The organism is Virgibacillus sp. JSM 102003 (assembly GCF_041949995.1).
Lineage (GTDB): Bacteria > Bacillota > Bacilli > Bacillales > Amphibacillaceae > Lentibacillus.
On record NZ_JBHFQH010000007.1, the window covers coordinates 129,739 to 151,615 of the forward strand.

Annotated in this window: 19 protein-coding genes; 2 read left to right on the forward strand and 17 right to left on the reverse strand. The window is 34.9% G+C overall.

Translation table 11 applies throughout. The features are described from left to right. Positions 1 to 569 precede the first annotated feature (569 nt). The 17 genes from ACE1TG_RS09925 to ACE1TG_RS10005 form a co-directional block, all read right to left on the reverse strand. On the reverse strand, positions 570 to 1,754 hold the full coding sequence (locus ACE1TG_RS09925; protein WP_375052215.1) for an MFS transporter: 1,185 nt from the start codon (positions 1,752 to 1,754) through the stop codon (positions 570 to 572). Between the two features lie 91 nt (positions 1,755 to 1,845). After that, positions 1,846 to 2,670 (reverse strand): hypothetical protein, encoded by an 825-nt coding sequence (locus ACE1TG_RS09930; RefSeq protein ID WP_375052216.1) that lies wholly within the window; start codon positions 2,668 to 2,670, stop codon positions 1,846 to 1,848. Between the two features lie 26 nt (positions 2,671 to 2,696). Further along, positions 2,697 to 4,196: a tripartite tricarboxylate transporter permease gene (locus ACE1TG_RS09935; protein WP_375052217.1), complete on the reverse strand. Its 1,500-nt coding sequence runs from the start codon at positions 4,194 to 4,196 to the stop codon at positions 2,697 to 2,699. A gap of 12 nt (positions 4,197 to 4,208) precedes the next feature. Further along, a complete protein-coding gene (locus ACE1TG_RS09940) occupies positions 4,209 to 4,673 on the reverse strand; it encodes a tripartite tricarboxylate transporter TctB family protein (protein ID WP_375052218.1) in 465 nt (154 codons plus the stop codon). 89 nt (positions 4,674 to 4,762) lie between these two features. Continuing rightward, complete coding sequence (locus tag ACE1TG_RS09945) at positions 4,763 to 5,752, reverse strand: Bug family tripartite tricarboxylate transporter substrate binding protein (protein ID WP_375052219.1); 990 nt, start codon at positions 5,750 to 5,752, stop codon at positions 4,763 to 4,765. A 19-nt stretch (positions 5,753 to 5,771) separates the two neighbouring features. Then, positions 5,772 to 6,272 carry a LeuD/DmdB family oxidoreductase small subunit gene (locus ACE1TG_RS09950; protein WP_375052220.1) on the reverse strand — a complete coding sequence of 167 codons (501 nt, stop codon included), beginning with the start codon at positions 6,270 to 6,272 and terminating at the stop codon, positions 5,772 to 5,774. Then, positions 6,269 to 7,549: a 3-isopropylmalate dehydratase large subunit gene (locus ACE1TG_RS09955; RefSeq protein ID WP_375052222.1), complete on the reverse strand. Its 1,281-nt coding sequence runs from the start codon at positions 7,547 to 7,549 to the stop codon at positions 6,269 to 6,271. The genes ACE1TG_RS09950 and ACE1TG_RS09955 overlap by 4 nt, the downstream gene beginning before the upstream one ends. 4 nt (positions 7,550 to 7,553) lie before the next feature. After that, complete coding sequence (locus ACE1TG_RS09960; RefSeq protein WP_375052223.1) at positions 7,554 to 8,963, reverse strand: MmgE/PrpD family protein; 1,410 nt, start codon at positions 8,961 to 8,963, stop codon at positions 7,554 to 7,556. 4 nt (positions 8,964 to 8,967) lie between these two features. Next, positions 8,968 to 9,849: an isocitrate lyase/PEP mutase family protein gene (locus ACE1TG_RS09965; protein ID WP_375052224.1), complete on the reverse strand. Its 882-nt coding sequence runs from the start codon at positions 9,847 to 9,849 to the stop codon at positions 8,968 to 8,970. Between the two features lie 4 nt (positions 9,850 to 9,853). Next, the gene (locus ACE1TG_RS09970; RefSeq protein WP_375052225.1) at positions 9,854 to 10,531 is read right to left on the reverse strand and encodes a GntR family transcriptional regulator; all 678 of its coding nucleotides are present in this window, start codon (positions 10,529 to 10,531) and stop codon (positions 9,854 to 9,856) included. A gap of 698 nt (positions 10,532 to 11,229) precedes the next feature. Then, positions 11,230 to 11,844, reverse strand: coding sequence for a DUF4352 domain-containing protein (locus ACE1TG_RS09975; RefSeq protein ID WP_375052226.1), 615 nt, complete (start codon positions 11,842 to 11,844; stop codon positions 11,230 to 11,232). Positions 11,845 to 12,128: 284 nt separating this feature from the next. Further along, on the reverse strand, positions 12,129 to 13,820 hold the full coding sequence (locus ACE1TG_RS09980) for a DUF262 domain-containing protein (RefSeq protein WP_375052227.1): 1,692 nt from the start codon (positions 13,818 to 13,820) through the stop codon (positions 12,129 to 12,131). A gap of 258 nt (positions 13,821 to 14,078) precedes the next feature. Further along, positions 14,079 to 14,894: a nuclease-related domain-containing protein gene (locus ACE1TG_RS09985; RefSeq protein WP_375052228.1), complete on the reverse strand. Its 816-nt coding sequence runs from the start codon at positions 14,892 to 14,894 to the stop codon at positions 14,079 to 14,081. Positions 14,895 to 15,166: 272 nt separating this feature from the next. Next, complete coding sequence (locus tag ACE1TG_RS09990; protein WP_375052229.1) at positions 15,167 to 15,958, reverse strand: PDDEXK family nuclease; 792 nt, start codon at positions 15,956 to 15,958, stop codon at positions 15,167 to 15,169. Between the two features lie 762 nt (positions 15,959 to 16,720). Then, positions 16,721 to 18,190, reverse strand: coding sequence for a DNA cytosine methyltransferase (locus ACE1TG_RS09995; RefSeq protein WP_375052230.1), 1,470 nt, complete (start codon positions 18,188 to 18,190; stop codon positions 16,721 to 16,723). Between the two features lie 66 nt (positions 18,191 to 18,256). After that, entirely contained in the window at positions 18,257 to 19,063 is an 807-nt protein-coding gene (locus ACE1TG_RS10000) for a PDDEXK family nuclease (RefSeq protein ID WP_375052231.1), read from the reverse strand. A gap of 328 nt (positions 19,064 to 19,391) precedes the next feature. Next, the gene (locus ACE1TG_RS10005) at positions 19,392 to 20,126 is read right to left on the reverse strand and encodes a hypothetical protein (RefSeq protein ID WP_375052232.1); all 735 of its coding nucleotides are present in this window, start codon (positions 20,124 to 20,126) and stop codon (positions 19,392 to 19,394) included. 503 nt (positions 20,127 to 20,629) lie between these two features. Between ACE1TG_RS10005 and ACE1TG_RS10010 the strand changes: the two genes are divergently transcribed. After that, positions 20,630 to 21,481, forward strand: a complete 852-nt coding sequence (locus ACE1TG_RS10010) for a DegV family protein (RefSeq protein WP_375052233.1) — start codon at positions 20,630 to 20,632, stop codon at positions 21,479 to 21,481. A 92-nt stretch (positions 21,482 to 21,573) separates the two neighbouring features. Next, a complete protein-coding gene (locus ACE1TG_RS10015; RefSeq protein ID WP_375052234.1) occupies positions 21,574 to 21,870 on the forward strand; it encodes a hypothetical protein in 297 nt (98 codons plus the stop codon). Positions 21,871 to 21,877: the final 7 nt, after the last annotated feature.

The following is a 21,877-nucleotide window of genomic DNA, read 5'->3' on the forward strand; positions in this document are numbered from 1 at the left end:
TTTTGAAGTTAGGGGTGAATAAAAAAAGAGAGTTCCGGCCCAAAATCCAGGGAACTCTCCTTTCTCAATTAAAAAATATAATATATTACATTAATTTCCAAGATATAACTTATAGATTTTTGTAATTCTCTTATGGTAACTAGATAACGGACTTAAAAAACATTGGGTTGTATCTGTGGAAGTTTTGTAATTGTTTGTACGGTGGGGTTAGGAATAGTTTAATCCAAAAGATTTTATACCTTCCATTAATGGATTCGCCCTCTTAAATGTATAGCAAAGGAAATGATGTGAAGAAGAGACTACATAATTTGTTATTCGTAATTTTAGAACGTATTTCCGAAATATTGCTCGTTTATTCCAAAAAAGCATAGTTATCTATTGGAAAAATTACTAAATACGATAAGTTACTTCATAATATAAAATGATTAAAAAAATTTACTCTTCAGATCTTACCCACCTCCTATATTTCACATAAGCCATTTTACTGTGCCGTGGTTACCAGCACCAAAAACAACACCCGCTTTAACACTTAAGCGTAGTAGCAACCTGATCCAATTTCATCTATTTCATCATCCCTTTCTTTCTTTAAGAAAACCCTGCTTCCCCGAATCACCGTCATTATCTTCCTTCATCCTCGTGAAGTATGAACCGATTAATAAGAACGCACCGCTTAAATAAAAAACAGGGGCGATTCCAGCTACTTGACTAATGGCACCGAAGACGAAAGGGGCAACGAATTGCGATCCTCTGTTAAATGTCAACCTCAATCCTAAAACCTCTCCATGTCGAGGGACGGGACTAACATTCAATGTATAGACGATACTTAATGGTTGCCCTAACCCTAAACCTGCACCTAGCATGAGTGCAAAAATAGATAGGGAGATCATCGAAGTAGACGTTGGAACCAGTAGGAACGCTATTCCACTTAACATTAACGTAGAGAGAAGTACCAAACTTCTACCAAATTTTTTAACCAGTGTAAATTGCAGCATCCTGACGACGACCGCCATTCCTGACACTAACGAAATGATTAGTCCAATTTGAGAAGGTGAGAGTCCAATATTATTTCCGTAAACAGGAAAGTAACCGACAAACAAATCTTTAGAATATAATACTAGTCCGCTTATGATTAGGGCTTTTCTTAGATTAACTTGCTTTAACATTGATAATGTGCTTGACTTCTTTTCGCTTGATTTACTGCTTTCCCCTGTATCTTCTTTATTTTTGGCTGGTAACATGGTGACGACTAATGTCGTAATCAATACTATGATTACCATCACAAAAAATGTGACTCTAAATCCGGACTGTTCAAATAGTACGCCAGTAAAAAAAGGACCAATAAATTCACCTATTGACCCAGCAATACTAAATGAGGCAATCAGGAAATCTCTGTTTCCAGGAAGATTCCCTATTGTCTTTTGTAGAGACACTAGCACACAAACATGAGATATTCCAATTATAAATTGATTGACAAATAGCATTGAAAGTGTAGGATAAATTACTGGTAAAGTTAATGAAATTAACATTCCTACACTTCCAAATAAGGCTATTCGTTTAGCTCCGAATTTGTCCAACCACTTCCCAGCTTGTATTGCGAAAAGCATTGGCAGGAGCGCAAAAGATGATAAAAGCAACCCAATTATTAAAGGGGAAGCTCCCATCATATCGGCGTACAATGATACAATTGGACGTGAACCTCTTAAAGCTATAGAAAAGAGTGCTTGGCACACAAGCACCACCCAAAATAACCGCATCTCCTCACACACCTCTTATATTTTGACTATTTTCTAAAAAGATTGTTGTTATATGAAATAAGTTATTTCACTCTACTAGTTGTGATGAGAACTAATTAATTAAATAAGTAATAAAATTCTTTTGAAATGTCTCTTGAAATTCTGTTTTCAATTTATCATTAATATCTTCTTGTGAAAGATATTTTCCCTTAACCATTAATTCCTCTCTTTCATAAGTGCCTGGTGTAAACTCCTTTAAAATCATCTCATTTCCTTTTTCTATTTTTTTGGAGGAGAACTTTTTCATAATTAAACGCAGTTTTAATGTTTTATAACTCGATTTACCTTTAAATGAGAATTCTTTGATATACAGAATCAATTCATCTATTAAATTTTTAACATAGTATATTTCCCGGGCTTGATCATAAAGAATATAGTTTCCTTTCGTATTAAGCTCAATAAGCCGATTCAGATTGTGTTCATTAATCATTTTATCCTTCGAAATACTTTTAATAATTTCACTAATTTCTAAACAGATGGATTTCATTTCACTCTGCCCACGAATAATAAATAAAACTTTATTAATAATTTGATCAGCTATATTAAACACGAATTCGGTTTCATCGTATTCTTGAAAGCTCCTTAAAGCTCTATTTAATTTATTAAAAATATTCATATCCCTAATGGAACTTCTCTTAAAGTGTAAGAAATTATCACCCATAATACTATCTAACTGGAGAAAGTTTTCATAGACTATCGAAGCATCACACCTAGAAACTTTCTTCCCGGAGTGATCAACAATTAAAATTTCACCCTCATTAACCTTATATAAGTAGTATTTATTGTCTCCTATATTCATCCCGAATGGAAATGCTCGAATATCTTGATAACTATTTGTAGATTGCAAGGTTTCTTGAATACTTTCAATTTTAGTCATGTGAGCTTTATGCATGATGGACCACCCTAGCTAACCTTTCTTTTTTGTCTATACGTTTTCACGATGTCTAACGTTACAACAGTTGTGGCAACTAGTAATAAAATTAAACTTATTGGACTGGTAATAAAAACTGTTAAATCACCACTTGCGGTAATTAAGGCCTGTCTGAAATATCTTTCAAAGTCAACACCTAAAACTATGGCTAAGACGAACAAGGCTGGCGACAATCCCCCTACTCGCATAAAGAATCCGATTATACCGAAAACAAATACTAACCAAATGTCAGTAATTGACCCATTTAGGGAATAACATCCTGTAAAGGCTATGACTAAAACAATCGGCATAAGATATTTGGTTGGAATATCTAAAACCTTTACAAAAAGAGGTATTAAAGGCAAATTTAATATAATGAGCACAATATTTGCCAAAAAAGCTGATGCAACTATTGTCCAAAATAATTCGGCTTCATTGACAATGAATGACGGCCCAGGGGAAACCCCATACATCATTAGAGCACCAAGTAAAACAGCTGTTGTCCCAGAACCAGGAATCCCTAGTGAGAACATAGGTACAAGAGCACCACCAACAGATGCATTATTAGCTGTATCTACAGATGCCAAGCCTTGCATTGCACCTTTCCCAAATCTTTCGGGGGTTTTAGACAATCTTTTTTCAGTAGAATAAGAGAGAAAGGAGGCTATTGTACTGCCTGATCCCGGTAAAAGACCAGATAAGAAACCAATGATTGACCCTCTAAAAAAAGGTGGAATTGATTCTTTGAAGTCTTTCTTTGATGGGATTAGCGATCCCCTCAATGCTAGTCTTTCTCCAGATTTGCCACCTTTTCTTTGAGTTACCAAATAATAAAACACTTCACCTATACCAAATATTCCAATGATAACGACAATCATATCGATTCCACTAAGTAAATGATCTATACCTAACGTGAAACGTGAAACACCTGTTTGAAGGTCCATTCCAATTAATGATATAGCAACACCTATCCCAATCGAAAATAAACCTTTTAAAATCGAACTTCCTATCAAGGTAGCTGCCATCAGTAAAGCAAAGACCATGACAGAGGTATATTCAACAGGTCCGAATCTTAACGCGAAAGTACTAAGAGGAATCGTTAAAAACATTACACCAAGCAATGAAATTATACTTCCATAGAATGACCCTATGGCTGTAATAGAAATAGCTGGTCCCGCTTTACCTTGTTGAGCAAGTGGATACCCATCTAACGTTGACACAACAGCTGAAGGAGCACCTGGCATTTTTAATAAGATCGCAGTCGTAGAAGCGCCGTACATCGCACCATAATAAACTGCAATCATCATAATTAACCCACTTTCAGCAGGCATTGTAAATGCAACAGGTATCATGATTGCGATTGTCGCTGAAGCACCTAACCCAGGTAATATTCCTACCACGGTTCCAAGTAAGGCTCCAATAGCTGCTGCTAATAGGTTTTCAAAAGATAGCGCTGATAAAAAACCTTCATACAATAATTGAAATATATCCATTTTTTCCCTTCCTTATCTAAATAGTATTGGCCACATAGGCATTGATAAATTAAGAAGAAGATCAAATATTACCCAAACAGCTATAGCTACACAACTTGAGACAGCTAATTCTTTCAATAGTTTTCCTTTTTCTATTAATCTAATCATGAAGAAAGCTAATAGAAGTAGTCCTATAAACATACCGACAAACGGAACTATTAAAATGAATAGGAATATGAGTAATAGATAAGGTAGAAGGCTTTTTAACTCATTAGGACCAACTTTGTCATCATTATCGTCCTTTTCATTTTTACTTATAAATAAAATTCCTAGAGAACATAAAACCATCAATCCCCCAATAATAAAAGGAAACCCACTAGGCCCTAGAAAATCCATTGTTGCAGAAGGTGGTGTTTCTATTTGAAATGCTTGATAAACAAAGAACAAAGAGAAGATTAAACAAAATAATCCAGTGACTTTATTCTGGCTGATTTTCATTATATGAACCTCCCTTTAAAAGAGTAGGCAATCGTTTTTAATAATACGATTGCCTCTCAAGTATGAATATTCTGAATACATTAGTTAAGCTATTCTCCCGCTAGTCCGATTTCAGTTAAAATCTCTTCCATTGTTTGTTTCTCTTTGATCAGTTCTTTTTTAAACTTTTCTGAATCTGCATAGGCATCAAACCATTTATACTTATCTAAAATAGCTTGCCATTCTTCGGTTTTTACTAATTTGCTCATTTTTTCATCCCAATAATCAATAGCACTTTGTGGCATATTTGGGGGTCCAAATAATCCCCTCCAGTGTAAGATTTCGACATCTATACCTAGATCATTCCATGTAGGGATGTCTGAAAAGTCACCACCAAGTTTTTCTGGAGCTGAAACGGCTAGTATTCTAACTTTTTCAGCTTTTTTCTGTTCAATAGCCTCAGAGATCCCAGTCGAAATAACATCAATATGTCCACCTAATAGCTGAGTCATTAAATCTCCTCCAGAGTTGAATGCAACAATTTCAACTTGTGTCGGATCTATTCCAGATGCTTTAATTGGACGAATGATATTCATCTGGTCATTACTTGGTACAGTACCAACACCAAACTGAACTGCAAGCGGGTCTTCTTGCAAATCCTCAATAACTTGAGTTGCAGCAGTATATTCTGAATCTTCACGTACTACCCAAACAAGATATTCGGTAGCTACACGCGCTAATGGAGTTACATCATCAATGCCTAATTCAGTGTTTCCTACGATGTTATTTACATATACTCTATTTGATTCGGTTAGTAATGTATAGGGATCATCATCTTGCTCTTTGATGTATGCTCTCGCAGGATTTCCCCCACCACCTCCTCGGTTTTCTATGACAAATGGCTCATCTTGTAAACCTGCATCTTTCAGCCCTTGATCAATAGCTCTTGCCATGGTATCTAGTCCACCACCAGGTGAGCCTGCAGCGACTAAATCAATTGCTTGATTAGGGTAATCACTTGCTCCTTCACTTTCTTCAGAGCACGCTGTAAGAACACCTAAAAGTATTAACACAAATCCTAAATAAATAATTTTTTTCATCTCGCATCCTCCTAATATTTTATAATACATACTCTTTGTGTTTTTTAATGTACGGAACTAAGCCTCCTTCGTTTAGAATTTTCATCATAAATGCAGGAATAGGTTTAAATTCATGTAGCTCTTCAGAATCTAGGTTTCTTATAATTCCTGACTCTATATCGATAGATAATTCCTGATTTTTCTCAAACAAATTGTTAGCGTTTTCAAAAGTGATAACAGGTAATCCTACATTTATAGCATTTCTGTAGAAGATTCTTGCAAAAAGTGGAGATATTATTGCCCCTATCCCTGCAGCTTTTATTACTGCTGGAGCCGCCTCTCTTGATGAACCACACCCAAAGTTAGGACCAGCTACAATAATATCGCCTTGAGCTATTGTTTTATAAAAATCTGTTCGAATATCTTCCATGACATAAGGAACCATATCATCGATGTTATGAAAAGACTCTTTCCTTTTAGCCGAAATAATGACATCCGTATTGACATTGTCACCAAACATGTGGATTTTTCCTTTTATCATGAGGCTGATTTCCCTCCTTCTTCCGGAATCTTGATATATCCTGAAACTGCAGATTGTGCAACTACTGCAGGGGATGCTAAATAAATATGTGCTTTTTTATTTCCAAGTCGACCAACAAAGTTTCTGTTAGCCGCGGTGATTACATTATCTCCGTCAGAGGGGATTGCGAAGTGTGCGCCTCCTGAACAACCCGAGCAACCAGGAACACCTAATATGGCTCCAGCTTTAATGAAGGTTTCAATGATTCCTTCTTCTAATGCCTGGATATAGGTCTCTCTTGAGGCTGGTGTGATAAATAATCTGACATCGGGGGCAACCTTTTGATTTTTAAGAATTTTTGCAACTTCCCTTAAATCTTCTAACCTACCATTAGTACAAGTACCAATGACAGCTTGTTGAATGAGTAACCCCTCAGTTCTATGGCCATCAGTGATATTTTCAACTTGATCTGGAAGTGCGATTCTTGGACGTAGCTTCGATACATTAATGACAATTTTTCTTTCATAATAAGCATCTTCATCAGGGAAAACCTTTGTCATATCTCCTTTATAGGCTGAGGCTTTCAAAAATTCCTCTAGCTCGCTATCAAAAGGAAATATGGCAGTTTTTGCTCCAGCCTCAACTGCCATATTAGAAATGGTCATTCGACCTGCAACTGAAATTTCTTTAATGCCTTCTCCCGTAAACTCCAAAGCTTTGTAAGTAGCACCGTCTGCTTTAAGTATTCTAATGACTTCCAAAGCAACATCTTTCGGGTAGACGTTTTCTGGGAAGGAACCTTTTAGTTCAATTTGAAATGATTCAGGGACCTTAACCCATATTTTCCCTGTGAATAGAGCTGCAGCTAAATCGCTTGTACCGACACCTACACCGATAGCATTGAAAGCTCCATTCGTACAAGTATGGGAATCTGTTCCTAAAACCAAATCTCCGGGCCCTACTTCACCTTTTTCAGCTAGTATTTGATGACAAATTCCTTCTCCGGGACCTATTAACTCAGCTCCCTGTTCACTCGCAAAATCTCTCATCTTTGAATGAACGCTTGATGCAGCTGAATTCGGAACACTGGGTGCGTGGTCGATAACTAACTTGACTTTGTCAGGATCATAGACTTTCTCGCCACCCATTTCTTTGAAAATATCTGACGCTTGGGGGCGATTTGCATCATGGCAAACCATCAAGTCCACATCAACAATTGCTAAATCACCTTGATTTACATCGGAAGTAGTATTCGACTTACTAGATAGAATTTTCTCAACCATCGTTTTTCCAGACATTAAATTACTCCCTCACTACAAGATTTTTGTGAATGCCATCCAAAAAATAATTAATATCAGAATAATCATCAATTCTAGTAATATCTTCTAGATAGTTTAATGCCACGTCTTTTCCGTAGAGTGTTGTCAAGAGGTGTATAAATTTGCGCTTAACTTCTTCTGGCTTTAATGGATGGAACATACTACCTTTAGCATGTGTTTTTTCTTTAGTTACGACACTGCCATCTCTAAACGTAATTTTTAATTTTATATGATGACGCCCTTCTCTTCCAAATACATCAAAGTCTATGTTTGGAACTACTTGTACTTTTTTTATTAACTGATTGACATCGTTAGATTGAATTCGTTGATCTTCATATTGTTCGACTGAACAGACACCATCTAATAACGAAACAGCTGTTGCGTAAGCTAGGTTCATTTGGGCACCTATTGTTCCGCTTGGCTCATAATCCCAACCAACATGGTGTTTGGTCGCTGTAGTTGATTCAATCTCTACTTTTACTATTTGATCTACAGTAAAAGGCCCATCTTTTTCCTCAATAATTTCCATGATTGAATCAATTGTCGTGTGATTGCTACCGCAGCAAGAATAGGGTTTAAATCCAACATTTAATATTTCATATGATTTTCCTAAATCATTAAATTCATCTTCATTGATAGAGGTATCGGCGAAAGTGCTTGCAAATCCTCCATATTCAGCTTCCAAAACATTGGTTATACCTGTAAAGTTCTTGCTCGCTAACAAAGCACTCAACACTCCGCTCTGGGCAGATTTTCCAGGATTCATTCGCTTTGCCATCGCTGAATATTGTGCCGACATAAGTCCACTTGCTTGAGTTCCTGCAATCCCTATTGCATGTAGCGTCTGTTCTGCATTCAAACCAAGTAGTTTTGCTCCAGCAGCTGCTGCGCCAAATACTCCTGAAGTAGCAGAAGGATGAAAACCTTTATTCAACTGCTCTGAACCAGTAACCATTCCTACCTGGCAACCTACTTCGTAACCAACAGCCAAAGCCAAAATGAACTGCTTCCCTGTTACTTGCTCACCCTTGTTATGCAAGTATTCAGACAAACTGAGTAACACAGGAATCACTTCCGCACCGGGGTGAATCACGGCTGATTTGTGCAGATCATCAAATTCAAATGAGTGAATTAATGTTCCATTAATTAATGCGGCATGATCAGGCGAAAATTTTTCATTATAACTGAAAATTCTAGACCCATTTTCCGAATGATCGCCTGATAATTCTTTTACCGCCTCAATCACCTTTTGACTCCATGGAAGTTTTGATCCATAGAAACCACAACCTAATGTGTCTAATAAACATAATTTTAAATGCTCAATCACTTCCGTTGTCAAATCTTCATAACGAAGGGAGCTAGTAAAGCTCGCTATATTTTTAGTAGCTGACATCCTATCAATCATTCCCTTCTAAATCTAAATAGGTGCTTTCTAACCCCTTAACTCTGTCCAGTTCAAAAAGGTTCTGTCTCTCTTCCCAAGTACAAATTAAATCGTGAACATTTTTATGTGACTTGTCATTATAAAGCGTTTGCATAGCACTTCTTATGTTTTTTACAGCTGCTCTTAATGCTGTATTGGCACAAATCATGATTTTGAATCCCATTTCCTCTAATTCTTGTGCACTTAATAGCGGCGTCAACCCACCTTCAACCATATTAGCCATTTGAGGAATCCCTTTTAATTCAGTAGCGATTCTTTGTAGCTCTTCTTTGGTTCGTGGCGCTTCTACGAATGTGACGTCCGCACCTGCTTCAGCATAAGCCTTTGCTCTGGATATAGCTTCATCTAAGTCATAAATTGCTCTAGCATCTGTTCTAGCCACAATAATAAAATCATAGTCTTCTCGAGCGTCAACAGCTGCTTTTACTTTTAAGACCATTTCCTCTTTTGAGATGACTTGCTTTCCACTAAAGTGGCCACATTTTTTAGGCGATACCTGATCTTCAATTTGTACACCTGCTGCTCCAATCTTCTCAAATTCTTTTATGGTCCTGATTAAATTAATGGCATTACCAAAACCCGTATCCACATCAGCAATGATCGGGATGTTAGTTGCCTGAGCCATATGATCAACACTAGCCATAACCTCATGCATCGATGTCAGTCCAACATCAGCAATACCTAATTGACTATTTGAAATCCCTGCTCCTGTTGCTAACATCAAATCAAAGCCTGTTTCTTCAATTATTTTGGCTGACATGGCGTCATAACCACCTGGTGTAATAATAATTCCATCCTGGTTTAGTAGTTCTCTAACTTTAGTTGTTTTTTCCATTTCTTTATTCTCCTTTAGTCATCTTCAAGTAACTTTCGATAGATTTAACTGCTGAGTTCAAACTGTTGTTAATATGTGTTTCCATTGATTTTCCACAATTTTCATAGTCCCTATTTACGAAAAATTCTAAGATCTGCTTATGTTCATTAGCAGCTGATTTACTTCTATCAGAGCTTTTAATAGGTCCAATCCTTCGATATCTATTTATGTGATCATTCAATTGACCTAGTATTTTCATAGCTATTTGATGACCACTAAGTACGTATAAGTAATTGTGAAACTCTGAACCAAATCTTACTACTTCACTTCGTTGGTCTGATTCTGCAGCGTGTATTATTAAATCTGTTATTCTCTTTAACTCTTCAATATCTTTCTGAGTAGCTTTTTTCGTTGCTTCTATAGCCACTAAACTTTCAATTCTACTTCTGACTTGGAAAATCTCCTTAACTTCACTCACAGATACTGGTGAAACTTTCAACCTACCATTACGCTGCTTAACTAACCACCCCTCTATCTCAAGTCTCTGTAAAGCCTCTCTGAGCGGAGTCCGACTCACTTCAAACTCTTTTGAAATGTTATCCTCAACAATCGGTACATTAGGCTCTAGATCGCTATTTATAATCTTTTGTTTTATCTCTTCATAAAGAATATCTTTGGTTTTTAAAGTTTTTATAATTAACAACCCCCCTCGTGTGTATAATTGAATTATTGTATACAATTATACACACTTGAAAGTAAAAGTAAATGTTTTATTTAAATTTTTTGATAATTTATTTCGGTCGTATGAAATTTTCCAACATAACAATTTCAGTAAGAAATACAATCCTTTATTTATGAAAAAAACCAATGATATTAAGAATCAACAAGTTTCAAGTTTAGCTAAAGGGGTTTTAATTGTCAGGAGAGCAAATTCAATCACATGATGATTATTATGCGAATACTCTTTTGAAAGAAACAAATCTCCCTCAGTTTAGGTGGGAGGTGTTCGGGGTTTAAATCCAAAAATCCTGTTATTTATAGAGTCTTGCTAAAACTTCTTTTTCATTCCTCAATTTCCTACTGGTCTGCCTTCCCCAACTTTTTACAACATCCTCAGAGAAACTTTCCTGCTGAGCTATTTCCTACAACGGTATCCCTTCGATAAGGTAGAATTGCACCCATTTCCACTGATTTCCGATTAGCTTCGATTTCATTCTATTCCAAAACACATCATCTGCTATTTCAAACACGACGGATCTATCACCTGAATTTTTGCCTCTCCACAGCAATTACCGTTATCAACTTCACATATTTCTCTATGGGGTATCAAAAAGGGATAAACCAACACTTAGGTTTATCCCACTCAACACAGCCTCCAACAGGAATAGCCGCATCCAACTTTTACTTCAGACTAATCTCAATACTTTCTGTGCCAAAGAATCCTGTCTGACTGTGCAGAACTGAATCTTTTAGTTTCAGATCCTTCGATACTTCAAAGACAACTTTACCTGATTTGCTTAGACCTGGATTTATTTGTGTCAGGAAAAAGTCTCCCATACTATCGCCCATCGCCATCATAACCTGACCATCCGTAATAGGCTCATATGTTGTTCCGTCAGCTGACTTGATTTTAAAATAACTGGAATCAATTGTCAGGGCTTCCTTTTGGTCATTTTTAACCGTCACATCCAGAATGACAAATTTTCCACTTGTTGTAGCATTCTCAACAAATTCATTTCCACTGTCAATTTCACTGGTAGTTTTTACATTATCAACTGTAAAACCTACATCAGCAACGGTAGCTGTTTCACCAATGCCTGCCTTCTTGACCTTTCCTTCTTCACTTTTATCTTTTTTCTGTCCATTATTGTCAGAAGTCTCTTCCTGCTTCGTATCACCGCTATCTCCTGATGCAGTGTCCGGTGAATCATCACCACCTGAAAATAGTGCTATAATAATACCTAAAACGAGAACTGCGCCAATAGCAGTTAAACATCCAGTAAATAATTTCTTCATTTTAATTGCCCCCTTACTTAGTATGATTTCATGTTATCAGTTAGGGTGTACAAAAAAATGTATAACGTAGGACTAAAAGTAAGAAGACATAGCTACGAATATTTCATAACTTGGAATTGTTTTTTTGCAGTAGTACGTTATTTTCGGTAAGTTTAAAGAACTATTCTGGCTTTTTCTAATAAAAGTGCTGGAAACTAAAAGAAAAAACCTCCTGAAATGTATTAAAATTGAATTAGCATAAAACAAAATTAAACATTACTGGAGGTCTTCACACAACAAAGGTATCACTCTAACAACTCACGTAACCTTTTTGTGAGCATTTTTTTTCTTTCCTCATAAAACTTTTCGAAGTCATCTATCTCAAGTGAAACATCCCGCGGAATCATAGCTTGTTTACAAAAATCTGTCTTTTGCTCATCATTCATATCATTGTAATAATCAACAAGGCGCATATCATTTTTGCTACCATTACTTCTTCCTTCAAGTAGATGTAGATTAGGTAACCGATTGCGCATTCCACGCCATCTTTTCCAATCTTCTACAGAAACGGAAATAGGTTTACTTTCGTTGAATCTGTTTTCCGGGTGAAGATGGTCTTGTTCGTATTTAAAGTTTTTATTTGTCCATTCAAGATTCAAATAGTATAAAACTTCTCCGGCAACTCTACTGCCTTTTTCGGAATTTAGTACATCTTCAATTTTACCATCTGTGACTCTCAAGTCATTCATCTGATCGAGCATTTCAATTGTAATTTCATAGTCAAAGCTATTAATATTACTCTTCATCTGCTGCAGCTTACTAGTAGTACCTGATTGAAAATAAGTAAAGAATATCGCCCTAATTAAATATGCACGAACACCCTTGATATTTTTATTGTAATCGGGATTATAGTAAACATAATAGATAATCGGCAGCAATACGTTCCAACTGTTTGAAAAACGACTTACATCAATCTTCAATTCTTCCAACAGGCCTTCCATATTTGTCAGCGCTTTCTTGAAACCACTCCAATCATTTTTCAAATCCTCAGCAATTTTTTTGTTAATATTTGACTTCACAACATCACCATACATCATCAGAGCCGTACGTATAATAAATTCCGTACCAAAACGTTCATATGATTCAACAAGAATTTTCCCGAACTCTGTTTTTGCACTTGGCCAGTATGCCTCTAGAATTGACATTGTAATTTCAGATTTACGTAATGCTTTACCGCCACTATTGAACCTTACAAACATCTCAAGTGCATCATCTTGTTTCATGTCTATAATTTCCGTATATCTAACTAACTTTTCGACAAAAATCTTATTATACAACTTTAGAAGAATATTTCGTGCGTAATCCTTACTATCTGCAGGAACATTGATGATTGCTTCTTCAATTGCTTTTTCTCTAGTAGTTTCATCCTGAAATCTTTCATCAATAATATTTTTTATTTCAAACTGGGTTGGACTCAATCTTCCAACTTTTTCACTAAACTTAATGTCAAATTTCTTGCTGTTATACTCTTCCTCATCTACAGATATCTTGTTTTTGTTCAGTTCTATCAGAAGTTTAGTAAGAATCCTATTTCCAGTTTTCTTTCTGGCATAATTCGGTCGTATGTATGCTTCCCCAAGTAATGATAAAAACAGGGATGTTAGCCTTTGCTGTCCATCCAGCACCGCAGTATTGGTATTCTTAACATTTATGCTTGTCAACTCATAATTAACACTGTCAGCCTGTTTTTTGCTATTAAATGTAACCTCTGATAAAAAATTACAAAAATAGGTATCCCATGACGCATTGGAATCATCAACGTGCCAAAATAGAAATGTAGCAATAGGGTAATCCAATAAAATGGAATCCCATAGCTTTTCAATTTGCTCCATACCCCAGACAAATTGTCTTTGAAACGCAGGCATTACATACTTTCCCTCTTTGATATTTTGTAAAGCCTCATATATTGATATGTTGTCATCTATTAATCTACTCATTATCGCACCCCTATTTACATTAAGTATATCTTTTCAAAATCTCAAATTATCTATAATAATATTTTAATATAAATATCCAATCCAAAAGGTGGAAAACTGATCTTATTGAAATCCATCAAATTTGTATAACAACTATAAAATTTTTGTTTCCAAAAACTAACGGTTCTAATCTCAACCTTTAGCCATCCGGAAGAAGTGGTAAGTAGAAGAGCCTGTAACTCGATAGTATTCAGATTGACAGGCACTATTCTGTATATATTACCGACTTCTTTGATGATCATAACAATAATCTTTCCCATCGAATTTTTTATTTGCCATACAATAATCTTTCACCTTTTGTGAAACAGGTTTACTGCAGACAACACATTTAGCAGCTGCTGATTTATTCGTGCTGGTCTTCTCTTTCAAACTTTTATTGTGCTGTTCTCTAATCATTAGATCTGTAATGTTTGCTTCAGATAATGTATTATATACCTGCTGAATATCCGTCTCCGATAATGAAGGCTCTTTATCCTTCATTTTAGCAATAGATACTTTTCTGTTAATCGTTTCGGTTAAGTAAATATCGTAGATGACCATCTCATCAGCTGAAATCTCCCTTAAGTCCATGTCGATTTTCAGCTTGCAACGTTTCGTAAATGATACCAGCGAAATAAAGCTAGAATGAAATTTCTTATCTACAAGCGTTTTAAGTGCCTGAATATGGCCATAGTTCTGTATGACCGGGTTTATCATTTTAAACTTTCCATTGATAAGCCATTGTTTTCTGCTTCTTCCACCGTAAATCGTACCCTGATAATTCTTTGTTTCAATAACAAAAATGCCATATGGCGTTAGTACAAGATGGTCAATTTGTGAATAGCCGGAAGCCGACTTTCCATTTTTAATCATAATATCATTGAGATACATATATTCTTTTGGGAGCTGTGACAGCTGAACATCAATCTTATACTCGCCAATTTCCCCTTTTCTTCCTGCTACCTCTTCACTGTTTTTCTTTTTACTTATTTGTTCTTTCTTTGGTTTTGGCTGAGGTTTTTCCTTTTTTCGAAACAGTCCTAGCAAATGAATCATTCCCCCTTAATAGTTGTTTACTCTTATTATCGGGTTGTGAAGGATTGTTGTTAATTGTTCCTATATAAAAAGGGATAAACCCACACTTAGGTTTATCCCACTCAACACAGCCTCCCAACAGGAATAGCCGTATTCAACTTTTACTTCAGACTAATCTCAATGCTTTCTGTGCCAAAGAATCCCGTCTGACTGTGCAGAACTGAATCCTTTAGTTTCAGATCCTTCGATACTTCAAAGTTTATGTTAAAGAATTATACATCACTTTTTTGAATTTAGTTATCAAAATTATCTTCGAAATATTTTAATTTTGTCTTATATTTTTCATTCATATTATCCTTATAGTAAACTACCTTTATCCTTTTTTGTGGTGGCTTCAATAATTCAAAATTAGTGACGTTTGAAAAATTAAATCTAGTTTTATCATTATTTTTACCTGCTAAAAGAACTCTTTCTTTATAATGTTTTTCTAATTCACCATTGGGCATACATACTATACACATTACAAGAATATCAAGTGTATCCTTGTCATAAAGTATCGTAATAAAATAAGTTAAGCAAATCTTAGCATTTTCTTTTCCTTTGTTATAAAATGTTGGTAGTGAAGGGATATAGTCTCGAGCTTCTTCATTCTCTTTACCTTTATTTACTAATATTTTTCCAGCATAACTATTTTGATTAGTCCCGACAAAAATATTAGAATTAAAGTCTCCAATATTATCTGACCATGCTCCTAATGGATCATCCTTTGTTCTCGGATGTAAAGTAGTACCAACCGTTTTTAAATCTATGTTAATAAAAGCATCGTTTACCTCAAAAAATAAATCCGAACCAACTGGACTTGAATTAGGTTGGCCTATCCCTTTTCCATTTAACAATGAATACACAATTCTTTCTGCACCAACTGAAAAATCTGATATTCCAGACTTATATTTATCAAACCAATCATCTTTTATCACTTCTTTTGTTTTAAATCCTTCTAGCAGCTCATCTTCAGCAAACTTCAAAAAATGATAATACTTTTCTAAGTACTTTAATTCTAGCCTTTCAATATCTTCCATATTCATATAAGTATCTCCCTTACTAACATTTTACCTTTGTAGCTCTGTGTGCTACAACTAACAACCATGTATCAGTGTCAAAAAAATGGACACATTAAATATTGATTATTTAACCCACATCCGCGTTTAACCTGCTGGCCGCTCAAGTAAAGGGAAGGTTATTTCAAGTTTCTTTACTTGAGAGAATATCACTTATTCAGTTGCTTTCAGTTATTTCATATAACATTTTTCATATGCTATAAACACCAAATGAAACAACATATATTTAATACGTTTGTAATTGTAAAAGGTCATGAAATAGACAAATATACTTCGATTAGCCTCTTCTCGTGAGTGTGATTTTTGTGGAAAATCAACTCCCTTTTTAGTACATTATGAAAGGACTTAATACAAGCATTTTCATAATAGTTTCCTTGCCGAGTCATGCTTGAAGAAGATGTTATAGTTTCATTGCAATGGCCTGATACATTTAGAGCATGTTAACTCCTATAATAGGGGGCCTCATTAATTAAAACTAAATCCATTAATAAATTCCTTTCAATTCTCTATATTATATTTTACCCGTATGTTAAATATGAACTATAATTGAATGATATCATAATTCTTCACTTCATGATTAGAGTAGCACTAATTAAAAGTTAGGATCAACAAGCAACATGACCTAAGTAATTAAAAAAGTTATCACTTAAAAGGAATAATAAAAGTAGTCGCTATCATAAAGTTAGCGACTACTTTTAATTTAATTTTTATTATAATAACGTAACATTCTTATTGAGTTACTAATTCTTTAAGTTTAATTTCACCTTTGTCTTCATCCATTAATTTCAACTTAATTTCTTGAGCAATCTTTTCTCCTAACAATACCGGTACTGCGTTACCAACTTGTCTATATTGACTGTTTAGACTTCCTTCAAACACATAGTCGTCCGGAAAGGTTTGTAATATTGCACATTCTCTTACTGACAATCTACGTTCCTTATTTACGTGGATCTCTGGTGAAGTAGCTGTTATGGTATCACTTGCACGATTCCAGTTAGTTATTCTTAAAGATTGCTCAAATTTTATTGGTTTCTCAACAAATTCTGTTACTTGTTTATCATACTTATCATCAAAATTTAGTATTTTTTTTAGCTCCCACCAATCTGATGGTTTAGGAATGCTTCCTGATTTATTATCTTTTCTAAACCAATGTCCGGCGGTATGACGATATCCAAAGTGTTCATCTACTTTTTTAGTAGTCCATTCAGACTGATCTCTCCAATATTTTAAGTAATCGCATATATCTGCTTGATTAACCTTATGTTTACGACCCCAAAATTTATCAGCCACTGTGGTTGATGCAATATGGTTATGAATCTTCCTACCATCAACTTCCAAGACCTCATCCACTTTGCCATTAACTAACTCCACATCGCTCAAAAAACCAATTGCTTCTTTTACTGTTACATATGGCTGTAATTCAGGCATTTCATTTAACAACTCTATTTGTAATGAACCATCATTTTCCTCTCCGGGGTACAAGTCTGCATGTGTTACTTCCGGAAAAGGATTTTCAACACCGATCCTATTACCCATTATTATAACTCTTTCTCTAGCCTGTGGAACCCCATAATCAGCAGTATTCAATAACCTGTACTCAACATCGTAACCAAGTTCTTTGAAATCATTTAATATCATTTTAATGACTTCGCCTTTTTCCATAGAAAGTATTCCCTTTACATTCTCAGCAACGAAAAACTTTGGTTTTTTATCCTTTATAACCCTCAACATTTCTAGGTAAAGAAAATTCCGTGAATCCTTCATATTTCTTTTTGTGTTTGATATCGAAAAACCTTGGCAAGGAAATCCTCCTATAACTACATCTACTTCTTCTCCTGTTGCAATTTCATCACTATCAATTTGACTAATATCGCCTAAAATAATATTATTAGAAATGTTTTTCTTATATGTCTTCACTGCATCCTCATTAAAATCATTGGCCCATACAATTTCAAACCCCGACTCAATAAAGCCCAAATCTAATCCACCGACACCGGAGAATAAACTTACAACGTTTAAGGGTTTACTCTCTTTTAAACTTAAACCAGTGTTTAAGCATTCTCTAATTTTTTCATTTTGTGTATTACCATCAAACATTTCATTAATCTGAGAAAGTAATGTATTCTCAATTTTTAGTTTAACTTCATTGCCTATAATTTTTTTTCGACCTGATTTTTCACGTTTCCCTCCGTGCGTCATAATCTTTCCTCCATTTTTCTACATTTTTTCCATTATAACACACAATTTGAAAAACAGGTGCTTTTTTCAAAAGCTTCCCTGCTTGTTATAAATATCTTCGATAAAGCTAAGTTTACTTTTTATTCCTTCATCTATATCTTGATTAAAATAAATCACACGCATCCTTTTAGCATTATTCAACATTTCAAAATTAATATTCTCTGCCCATTTATAACGAATTGTTTTACTGTGGGTATCTCGTTTAGGATCACCTTGAGGATACCTTATTTTCCCAGCCTTGAGTATTCTTTTCCCATATACATCGTTTAATTCCCCATTAGGCATACATAATATATTCATATTTATTATTTGTAAGTTTTCTTCTTCATATAATATTGTTATAAAATATGTTAAGCATGGCTTTTTAAAATCATTATTAATTGTATAGTAGGTGGGTAGTGCTGCTTCTTCATAAATACGATCATTTCCAGATACTTCTACTGTCCCTTTATAACTGTTTTGGTTATTACCTACAAATATATCTCTAGTATAGTCTCCTATATTCCTCGTTTGAACAGTTTTTAAATCAATATGAATAAAAGCATCATCAACTTCGAAAAAAAGATCAGATCCTATTGGTGAAGAGTTAGGCTGGCCAATCCCTTTACCATTCAAATGTGAATACACAATTCTCTCAGCACCGGTAGCAAAGTCAGATATCCCTTTCTCTCCATCGTCTGGATTCCACTTATCAATCCAATCGCTTTTTATTTTATATTTTGTTTTAAATCCATTTAACATTTCATCTAAAGCAAATTTCATAAAATAGTAATATTTATTTAAATACTTTAACTCAAGTTCCTCAATACGCTTTAATTCTGTTTCATTACGCACAATATCACCTTTCTTATTACAAACATATTGGAATTTATTTTTAATTGTTTAAAAATGTTTGATATGTCCTTTAGACCGATTTTGTGTACTTTTGATTATCGGTAGGCGGCAAAAATTACAAACAAATCATAAAAACTCCCCTTTTGCATTACCTACAGCAAGGGGTGTAACACATTTTACTATCCAGACAATACATCACTGATTGAAGCATAATGTTTTTTAAACAGATTGCTATCAGGTCATTAAACCCTATCTATCAGTCACTCTTGATAACTTATATAATTCTTTATATTATATCAAATTACTTTTACCTTTTAAACCTAACACGTCAAATTTTTAAGATACTTCTAATTTCTTTCTCTATTTCTTTCTCTTCTATTTTCAAATAATTGTTAAATATCCTTTCCATATCTGCTGGCAATTTATCGTTCTGCCACCATCCTTTTCTTCTAGGTCCCCTTGACTTGATTTTATTACAGAATGGATCGAACGTATCTCTTTTGTTTCTTAATGTTGAATGTTTTATGCCTAAAATTTTACTGATTATAACTATCGCTTGATTTTGATTGGAAGCAGGAAATAGTTTATCATGTTCAAACCTGCTAAGATAATAGGCCACTTTGTGTTTATTATCAATATTCTCATGATTATTTGAATTAATTTGTCTTTCTTCACTATTTCCATTACTTAAACAAGCGTTCAGTGTCTTTAGTGACGTTATCAGTGTATTTAAAAACAATTTAAACATTTTTAAGTTATTTATAAATATTTCAGATGTTCCAACTACAAATTCAGATTCAACAATAACTGGATTGACTAGGTTTTCTGTCAAGTCTTCATTAGCATAATGAATGAATTCAAATTCTAAGTTAAGTTCCTTATATAAAATATTTAATTCCTTTATTATATCAACTAATGGATTCAATATATAATTACTAATTCTAGGTGTAACAAATATTATTTTTCCATTCAATACATTGTAAAATCCTAAAATGGCCATTGAAGTTCTCATCATTTTTTTAATAACCCTTTCCAAGGTAAGGTTTACACTTCCGTAGTTCAAACCATATTCATAGAAGGCGGTATCAACACCATATTGAGATAATTAACTATACCAACAGATTCTTTTTTGATAAGGCTTCAAGGTTATCTTAGCGCCATTCTAATTACTATTTGATATATATATAACTCTATGCGGTATCTCCCGTAAAAATTACATTATTTAAGAGACTAGATAGAACAATAAAGTCACAAGTTATTTTCACTCACTTTCATAATACGAAATAGACTATGCAAAAAAGGGTATAAGTCTTCCCCTATCTCCATCGATAGCCGAATCCTTACTAATTGATTTGGTTCTAGATGTCACCTTTTAAGGACGACGTTTGATTATATAAATAGAAGGGAGGTTACTATTACTATCATTTGCGACAAAGAAAAAGTGTCATGAAAATGAGAATTATTATCTATCCTATTCAATGAATAACTATCCTCTATACTGTATAATTAGATAAACGTAATGTAGGACGTACAAGAGTGGCTTTTCTACACGAAAGGGGATCTACGATGAGAAGAATTATTTTATCAACAGAAAGCGGAGCGGATTTACCAGAGGATTTGGCTGAGAAGCATGCTGTTCAGGTGGTGCCGATGCATGTCATCATGGATGGGAAGGATTACTTAGATGGTTCTTTACCCGTGCAAGATATTTACGACTATTATGATCGCACGAAAAAGATACCCTCTACAACTGCCACAAATGCTCATGAATATCAAGACTTTTTCACGAAGATAAAGGCGGATTATCCTGGTTGCATCATTATTCACATTGGATATACGTCAAAGGCATCCGCTTCTTTTCAAAGTGCAGTGATCGCTTCTGAGGACTTTGAGGATCTCTATCTAATTGACGCGTTAAACGTTACAGGGGGATTAGCGGCTATTGTGATGCATGCTGTTACCTTGCTGGAAAATGAACCTACAATTGAACCTGATCCTCTAGTAGAAAAAATAAAAGCTATCATCCCGAAATCAAGACTGGCATTTGTCCCTGGAAGCTTAGAGTTTCTCAGAGCAGGTGGACGTGTAAGCAATGTCGCCTATCTCGGAGGGGCTTTGTTAAAATTAAAGCCACGGATTGAATTAATCGATGGAAAACTGGTTTCAACTAAAAAGTATCGCGGGAAAATGAGTAGTGTTGCCGAAAAGCTCTTGCAGGATTATTTAAATCAATTCGACATTGACCGGGAGCAGCTTTACTTCCAATATTCGATCGGACTTGATGAAAGTATCAAGCTGCGGGTTGAAGAAATCGCTAAAGAAAATGGTTTTAACAATATAAAATGGATGCAAGCCGGCGCTATGATTTCAACCCATGCAGGACCTGGGGGATTTGGGGTTGCAGGGTTGGAGGTTTAGGTACAGTTCTGTTGCTCATGTTCTCTGATTGAAAAATACGAAAAGACACCTTAAACTTAAATTAAATGTATTTATAGAAAGGAGATTTGACAATGTTCAGATGTGCATGGTGTATGAAGAAAATTGCTGACGATCAACCATTACATGCTCTCAATGTCAAGTTCGCTGATGGAATTGACTACTCGGATCAGGAAGGGGAAATTGTCCAAGTTTATTTAACTTCACGAGGGACAAGTGTTCCGATGATTGTTGCTACAGCTGATTCTGAAGCCAAGGAAAATGGAGGGGACGGCTTATTCGCATTATGTTCCGAAACATGTAGCGAAAAAATGCAAACTACCCTTGCGAAAGAAATTAATACTTTTAATTCCTTTTCGACTGCAGATTGATAGAAAC